Genomic DNA, 6,621 nt, shown 5'->3' with positions numbered 1-6,621 from the left:
GGTGCTCGCGGCGGCTAAAAGCTCAGAAATAAGCGGATGATCTGATCGTTTTGGTCGATTCGCCGTTTTCAAAATCAGCGGAGGCTGAAGTCAGCCAGAAAAGCGTGACTACTTCAGACCATCCCTAGAGAATGATCTGCTTTATTATATTTTCGCAGCGATATGTTGACGAGTATAGTCGACATCAGGCCACTGTAAGCCCGAGATTTTTCAATAACATCGCTGCCTGACTTTTAGAGATAATCGCCCCCTTGGACTGCTTCGCCTCCATTAGCTTCAGTCCGTGCAAGCTAGCTTCGCGTAGGTCGGCATTGTCAAATGCGGGCACCATTTACCCGGACATTACTTAGACTCCCGCCTTTGAATACAGAGTGACGAAAAATCACCTCCCTTAGATCAGCGTCGGAAAAATCCAAATTATCCAGCTCACACTTAAGAAAGAAGAACCAAGGAGAAATGCACCCACCAGCAATGTTTCTTTGAAGGTAACCCCCAATGAAACAGCCCCACTGACATTAGCCCCCCGTCAACTTGTATTCCGTAAATGTAACCATGCTCAAACGACAATTCTGCCAGTCATTGTTATTAAAGTCTGAGCTTTCGAATTTTGACTCATTGAGTAGGGCCGATTTAAATTTTGCTTTCGATCCCCTGCATCCTTTCCAAGCGGTAGCTTCAAGCTTTGTGCCAGTAAAGTTTGCGCCTGCCAGGTTACAACAATAAAAGTATGAATCCGGTAAGTCTAGGCGACCATCTATCCACCAGGCGATACGCTCGAATAGTCAACGCGTGGGTGACAGCCATTGGCCTTGACCCACCATGTACGGTACTCACACGCTACGGCGAACCAAGGCATCGTTGATCTATCGCAGGAGAAAAAACCTGAGAGCAGTTCAACTCTTCCCGGGACATACGAAGCTTGAAAGCACCGTCAGGTACTTGGGCATCGAGGTCGATGATGCAAGACCTTCGCTATTCGACCCATTACGGCCGCTCGATGGAATGGTTAAGTAGCTGTCGCGATTGGCCATTTCTCGCCAAGCTTGGAGTCACCATAGGTTTTGATGACCTCAGAGATGATGACTTGATAACCGGCAAGCCAATTTTCCTGAGCAGCCTTTGCTTCAAGGTGACGGGGATGCTCAACCAATACCTGAAGTGCTTCGAGAGAACTCCAGTAGTACACATTGGAGAAGAGACCCGTCTGTGGATTCTCCCAAGCTTCTTCGCCAAGGTAGCCAGGGATCGATTTTGCGATTGCAGCGATTTCCTGATCGAGTCGGTGGAAGGCTTCATCAAACTGCTTTTTGGCAAAGATGAACGTTGAAGAGTACATAGGCTTTGCTCCTTTCGCGGCGTTTGCTTGCCGATGATTGCACTGACCGGACTTGGGTTTGCCTCAAACCTATGCTAGCTGGTTGGCATCCCAACTATCAGTAGACGATGCATCTGGCGTAATGTTTTCCGTCGATTGTGTCTGATAGCGTTCCTTGTCCGATGCGTAACTCCTTGTTCGGCTTTAGTGTCGCGCGGTAATCCCCCCTGAAATCCGAGCCCGGAAGCCTCTGCTAAAAGTAAAGATTTCAATCTCACATGCGTATTTTTCTGCCGTGGAAACCATGGCCGACTTTTTCAACAGAATCCGCCAGAAGCAGTCATTCGCACACGCCTATTTCAAGCCCGATAAAAGCCTGAGCACTTCAGGCTGAACGGGGTTGCGCCGAGACTATTTTCTACTCAGTGACCCAGCGGTCCGTCAGATTCGCGCGCTAACAACTCATAAATCCGGTCATCTATCGAATGCGCTACATTGAAGCGCATCCAGGGCACTACTCGAGCATCCGGCATAAACAATTGCCCAGGTGCAAGCAGGATTTTTTCATCCCTGGCCTTCATGGCGAGTTCGGTGGAATTCTCGATCAGCGGATGGCGAGCCCACAGAAAAAGTCCTGCGTGTGGCTTCACAAATATTTCCATTCCCACGGATTCCAGCCGCCGAGCCGCGGTTTCGTGAGCGTGCGCCAAATTGTTTTGCAGCTGTTTGATGTGTTTGCGATGCCGTCCTTGCAGTAGCACATCGAGTACCAGTTCTTCGGCTATTTCCGAAGTAGTCAGGCCGCTGACCAGTTTTAGCGGCACCATTTCGTCGATCAATTCCTGGTGAGCGGCGATAAAGCCGACTCGCAGCGCCGGGGCGATGGTTTTGGAAAAACTGCCGACATAGATCACCCGCGATAACTGATCCATGCCGGCCAACGCCTGTTGACCGGTCGGGTCAAGGTCGGCGTAGATGTCGTTCTCGACGATCAGGAAATCGTATTTTTCCGCCAGTTGCAGTAGTCGATGGGCGACGGCCAACGACAGGCTGGTGCCGGTGGGGCATTGCAGGCGGGTGTTGGTGAAAAATACCTTGGGCCGATGAAGGAGAATGAGTGCTTCAAGTACGGCAAGGTCAACTCCGTCGCGGGTGCGCGGTACGCCCAGTAGCTTGGCCCCTTGCATATGCAGGTTGAGGAACAGGTTGTGATAACCCGGCTCGTCGACCAGTACATTGTCACCGCGTTGCACCAGGTAGCGCACCACCAAGTCCAACGCATGGCTACCGCCGCTGGTCAACATGATCTGCTCCGGGTGCGCAGCAATGCGCGTGTCTGCCAGTTTCTCAGCCAGCTTGGCCCGTAATCGTGCGCTACCCTTGGCGAGCCCGTAGCCGGAAAAATCACTCAATTCTCTACGGCCTAAGGCACGCAGGCTGCGTTGCAGGCCTTCGTGATCGGTCCACTGCTCGGGTAACAAACCGACGCCGGGACGCAGTTCCATACCCATTGGCTGAAAGACCTTTTGCAGCAGCAGATAGGCGTCGAAATCGACTTCGTTGTCTGTCGCGGTTGTCGCTGGTGGTGGCTCGGCAAGCGTCCCGCCCGACATGTCGCGCACGTAGAAGCCAGCATTACGCACGGGTGTCAGATAACCGAGCGCAACCAGCCGATCATAGGCCTCGACCGCTGTGAAGTGGCTGACTTTGTGAGTCTGGGAAAATTTGCGAATAGACGGCAATTTGCTACCGGGGCGCAAGCGCTGCTCTTTGATCGCCAGGCTGATACCGGTGACGATCTGGCTGACCAGCGACTCCTCCGAGCTGGGGTCTAAAAACATCATAGAAACAACCGTCCAAGCGTGGCGTTCTGCGGTGGGTGTATCGGTAAAACGACCATAACAGTGATGCAGCCCAGAAGTCTTTTCTGTTCATGGTGCCCCGGTAAAGGGTGTTGCACGATCACCCCATAGCCGGTCGACCAATTCGGTCGAAACATACCATGAACAAGGATGCGTAATGCACGACATCAGCTATCAATTCGATCGTAGCCGGATCTCCAGCGAAGAGTGGGAAACCCGATGCGATCTGGCTGCACTTTATCGATTGCTCGCCCACTTTCGCATGACCGATCTGATCGATACGCATATCTCCGCCCGCGTACCCGGTGAGGAGGGGCACTTCCTGATCAATCGCTACGGTGTGCTGTTCCACGAAATGCGCGCTTGCGATCTGATCAAGATCGATCATGAAGGCAATGCCGTGAACTCACATCACGGCCCCGGGAGTGTCAATCGCGCGGGGTTTAACATCCACTCGGCGATCCATGCGGCACGTCCCGACATCGCTTGTATCGTGCATACCCACACGTCAGCCGGTATTGCGGTTTCCGCACAGGAAGAGGGGCTGCTGCCGATCAGCCAGCATGCACTCAAGTTCTACCGACGGCTTGGATACCACGACTATGAGGGTATCGCGTTAAACCCCGAAGAAGGCGACCGGCTGGTTTTAGACCTGGGTTTGCACATGGCGATGATTCTGCGCAATCACGGATTGCTCGCCGCAGGCCGGTCCATCGCCGAAGCGTTCAATCAGATCTATTTTCTGGAGCGCGCTTGCCAGGCCCAGGTTCAGGCCCTGGCCGGCGGCCGGCCGCTGCGGACGCCCCCTGAGGCAGTGTGCGAATTAACCGCGCGGCAGTCCGATGACGAGATCGATCAAGAGCTGCACCAACTCGCCTGGACTTCCGCACTGCGCCTGATTGCCGGTGATCGAGAGGATTACCGGTGCTGAAGTACGGTCGACGGTCAGACCGTTGCCGATGACAGGAGTCACCCTTCTACTGGCCCCAGAGTCAGGGATGGGATAGCTGTCAGTGATCCCCCTGAACACTGCCAAGCGTGTTTCAAATCTGCCAAAACCAATAATCCTAGAGGTAGACATGAATAAGAAAACAATCGGAGCCTTGTTCCTCACAGCCATCACGTCGAGTGTCATGGCGGGTGAAATGACCGTGATTTCGTTCGGCGGAGTGAGCAAGGACGTGCAGTCGGAAGCGTTCTATAAACCATTCGAAAAAGCCACCGGCAACAAGGTGGTGGCCAGTGAGTACAACGGTGAAATGGGCCGCATCAAGGTCATGGTCGACACCAACAGCGTCAACTGGGATGCGGTACAGGTCGAGGGGCCAGAGCTGCTTCGCGGTTGTGACGAGGGGTTGTTTGAACATCTGGATACGGCACAGTTCGGCAAGCCGTCGGACTTCGTGCCCGGCACGTTCTCCGAATGCGGTGCCGGTCTGCTCGTCTGGTCGATGGCGATAGCTTACAACGCTGACAAACTCAAGGTCGCGCCGACCGGCTGGACCGACTTCTGGGATACACAGAAGTTTCCTGGCAAACGCGGCCTGCGCCGGGGGGCCAAGTACACGCTGGAAGCCGCATTGATGGCCGATGGCGTGGCTTATGCCGACATCTACAAAGTGCTGTCTACCCAGGAGGGGGTTGATCGAGCGTTTCGCAAACTTGACCAGATAAAACCTGATATCCAATGGTGGGAGGCAGGCGCGCAGCCGATGCAGTTCCTTGCCAGCGGTGATGTGGTCATGAGTACAGCGTTCAACGGTCGGGTTTTCGCTGGCCAGGAATCGGGGGCCAATGTACAGATCGTCTGGAAGGGAAGTATCTATGCCATCGACTCATGGGCGATCCCAAAAGGCAGCAAGAACAAAACGATGGCCGAGCAGTTTATCGCGTTCTCCCTTCGCCCGGAAAACCAGAAAGTTCATACTGAAAAGCTAGGTTATGGTTCGACCAACCAGCAAACCGCTGCATTGCTTGAGCCGGCCTTGGCGGCTCGCCTGAACACCGCCCCGACGAACCTGGGACAGGCGATGCCGATCGACAATGAGTTCTGGGTCAACCATGGTGAAGAGCTTGAGCAGCACTTCAATGCCTGGGTGGCTAAAACGAACTGACGGCGTGTGGCGATGGCAGCCGACAAGGTGACGATTGACTTGACGTAGAGGAGGCAGCGGTCGAGATCAAAGACCGCAGGAAACGACCTCTGTTCAGCCCAGCCACTTCCCCTTCCCTTCACCGCCACACTATGAAAACACAAGCCCATGATCTTCCTAGAGAACGTCTGGGCTTGTGGTTTTTGACGACTAAAAAAGGGCCGGCGCATGAAGTCTGCCACGCGTTCATAGTCCTCAAACGGAAACTCCACGCCATAGCCGGCGGTCTGCCAATACGGCCGGTCCATGCAGTGGACGGCAGGAGCAGGGTCGTAGCGTTCGGCACCCGAACACTTGGCGTGAGCTGAGCGCCCACTTGAACTGGCGCACGAACGCTTCGAGGTGGTTCTGCACCACGCGGTACAACGTCACCAGGTCGCCGTTGATGTCATTGAGCACCTCCTCGACCACGGAGGGTTCAGAAGTCGTATTTGACCCCAAGCATGCCCTCGTAGCTGTGGCTATCACCATCGAAGGCCTTCTGATAGCCCGCGGAGATGTAGAACGTGACTTTCTTGTCCGCCTGATAATCGACGCCCAAATTGGCCTCCCACCAGCTCCCGCCGATATCGGCCTCGAAGGGCACGAAGCCGTCGGCCGAAGAAAACTCGGTTTTTGGCTGGCCCTTGAACTCATGCCAGACGCTGGGACGCAGCCAGCCGTTGGTTCGCAAAGTTTCTCCTTTGTCGTTTTCGCGAAACCAGTCTTTGGCCAGGCGCACGCCCAAGCGGCCGATCAGCGAGTCAATGTCCTTGAAACGCACGTCGGCAGCGATGTCGTTGCTGTCATCGAGGTCGATGCGCGAATAGATCAATTGAGCCTGGGGTTCGAGGTAGAGATTTTCGAACTTGTCCTCGCCTTCACCTTCATCGATCAGGAACGGGTAGCCGCCTTCCAGTGACGCGGTATAACCCCAGCCCTTGCTGTCCAGCTCATCGATATCGCCCGGTTTGGCCTCGATATCGAAATGGTGGAGTTGCAGCACACCATCGACGTAGGCACCTTCGGGACTGAAGTGCGTCCAGTAACCGCCCAGACTGTAGGCACGCAGCACGTTATTCCCGGCACCGAATCCGGTGTAATGCTCCACACCACCGTCAATCTTGCCGATGGCCAGGGACAGGCCTGCTTGGTCGTGGCTGCCATCAGTGTCTTCGCCGTCGGCCTGCTCGGTTCGTAGTCGCATCAAGCACGGCCGCATTCGACTCAAAGCTGATGGTGGCGACCGGTTGAAACCGGCCAGAAGCAACCCGTCATCGATTATGTGGACTCTCGTCTAAGTATCGATTTG

At 54.7% G+C, this 6,621-nt stretch carries 7 protein-coding genes and 2 pseudogenes; 3 read left to right on the top strand and 6 right to left on the bottom strand.

Going from position 1 to position 6,621, the window contains the following annotated elements; genetic code table 11:
- Window positions 1-314: 314 nt before the first annotated feature.
- Both CKW15_RS29205 and CKW15_RS29200 read right to left on the bottom strand, forming a co-directional pair.
- Window positions 315-425: a pentapeptide repeat-containing protein gene (locus CKW15_RS29205; protein WP_371856321.1), complete on the bottom strand. Its 111-nt coding sequence runs from the start codon at window positions 423-425 to the stop codon at window positions 315-317.
- A 90-nt stretch (window positions 426-515) separates the two neighbouring features.
- Window positions 516-758, bottom strand: coding sequence for a pentapeptide repeat-containing protein (locus tag CKW15_RS29200; protein WP_371856320.1), 243 nt, complete (start codon window positions 756-758; stop codon window positions 516-518).
- On the opposite strand from CKW15_RS29200, the pseudogene CKW15_RS24170 reads away from it, so the two are divergent.
- Window positions 752-1,014 (top strand): annotated as a pseudogene (locus CKW15_RS24170) (tyrosine-type recombinase/integrase); the annotation flags it as partial. The gene CKW15_RS29200 and the pseudogene CKW15_RS24170 sit on opposite strands and share 7 nt — an antisense overlap.
- Here CKW15_RS24170 and CKW15_RS24165 read toward each other — a convergent pair.
- Entirely contained in the window at window positions 1,007-1,336 is a 330-nt protein-coding gene (locus CKW15_RS24165) for an antibiotic biosynthesis monooxygenase (RefSeq protein WP_095056016.1), read from the bottom strand. The pseudogene CKW15_RS24170 and the gene CKW15_RS24165 sit on opposite strands and share 8 nt — an antisense overlap.
- Window positions 1,337-1,737: 401 nt before the next feature.
- Window positions 1,738-3,159 carry a PLP-dependent aminotransferase family protein gene (locus CKW15_RS24160; RefSeq protein ID WP_095152807.1) on the bottom strand — a complete coding sequence of 474 codons (1,422 nt, stop codon included), beginning with the start codon at window positions 3,157-3,159 and terminating at the stop codon, window positions 1,738-1,740.
- A gap of 175 nt (window positions 3,160-3,334) precedes the next feature.
- On the opposite strand from CKW15_RS24160, the gene CKW15_RS24155 reads away from it, so the two are divergent.
- Window positions 3,335-4,108, top strand: coding sequence for a class II aldolase/adducin family protein (locus tag CKW15_RS24155; protein ID WP_095056014.1), 774 nt, complete (start codon window positions 3,335-3,337; stop codon window positions 4,106-4,108).
- A gap of 148 nt (window positions 4,109-4,256) precedes the next feature.
- Complete coding sequence (locus CKW15_RS24150; RefSeq protein ID WP_095152806.1) at window positions 4,257-5,291, top strand: ABC transporter substrate-binding protein; 1,035 nt, start codon at window positions 4,257-4,259, stop codon at window positions 5,289-5,291.
- A 200-nt stretch (window positions 5,292-5,491) separates the two neighbouring features.
- On the opposite strand, the pseudogene CKW15_RS24145 reads toward CKW15_RS24150, so the two are convergent.
- Both CKW15_RS24145 and CKW15_RS24140 read right to left on the bottom strand, forming a co-directional pair.
- Window positions 5,492-5,732 (bottom strand): annotated as a pseudogene (locus CKW15_RS24145) (DNA adenine methylase); the annotation flags it as partial.
- A 16-nt stretch (window positions 5,733-5,748) separates the two neighbouring features.
- A complete protein-coding gene (locus CKW15_RS24140; RefSeq protein ID WP_256580275.1) occupies window positions 5,749-6,516 on the bottom strand; it encodes an autotransporter outer membrane beta-barrel domain-containing protein in 768 nt (255 codons plus the stop codon).
- Window positions 6,517-6,621: the final 105 nt, after the last annotated feature.

The sequence above is a fragment of the Pseudomonas sp. Irchel s3b5 genome (assembly GCF_900187435.1).
GTDB lineage: Bacteria > Pseudomonadota > Gammaproteobacteria > Pseudomonadales > Pseudomonadaceae > Aquipseudomonas.
Note: the sequence above shows the minus strand (reverse complement) of the source record. Positions and strands in the feature narration are given on the sequence as shown.

Excerpts from the sequence above, each read along its gene's own strand:
- CKW15_RS24165 (WP_095056016.1), bottom strand. The coding sequence starts at position 1,336 with ATGTACTCTTCAACGTTCATCTTTGCCAAAAAGCAGTTTGATGAAGCC.
- CKW15_RS24160 (WP_095152807.1), bottom strand. The coding sequence starts at position 3,159 with ATGATGTTTTTAGACCCCAGCTCGGAGGAGTCGCTGGTCAGCCAGATC.
- CKW15_RS24155 (WP_095056014.1), top strand. The coding sequence starts at position 3,335 with ATGCACGACATCAGCTATCAATTCGATCGTAGCCGGATCTCCAGCGAA.
- CKW15_RS24150 (WP_095152806.1), top strand. The coding sequence starts at position 4,257 with ATGAATAAGAAAACAATCGGAGCCTTGTTCCTCACAGCCATCACGTCG.
- CKW15_RS24140 (WP_256580275.1), bottom strand. The coding sequence starts at position 6,516 with ATGCGACTACGAACCGAGCAGGCCGACGGCGAAGACACTGATGGCAGC.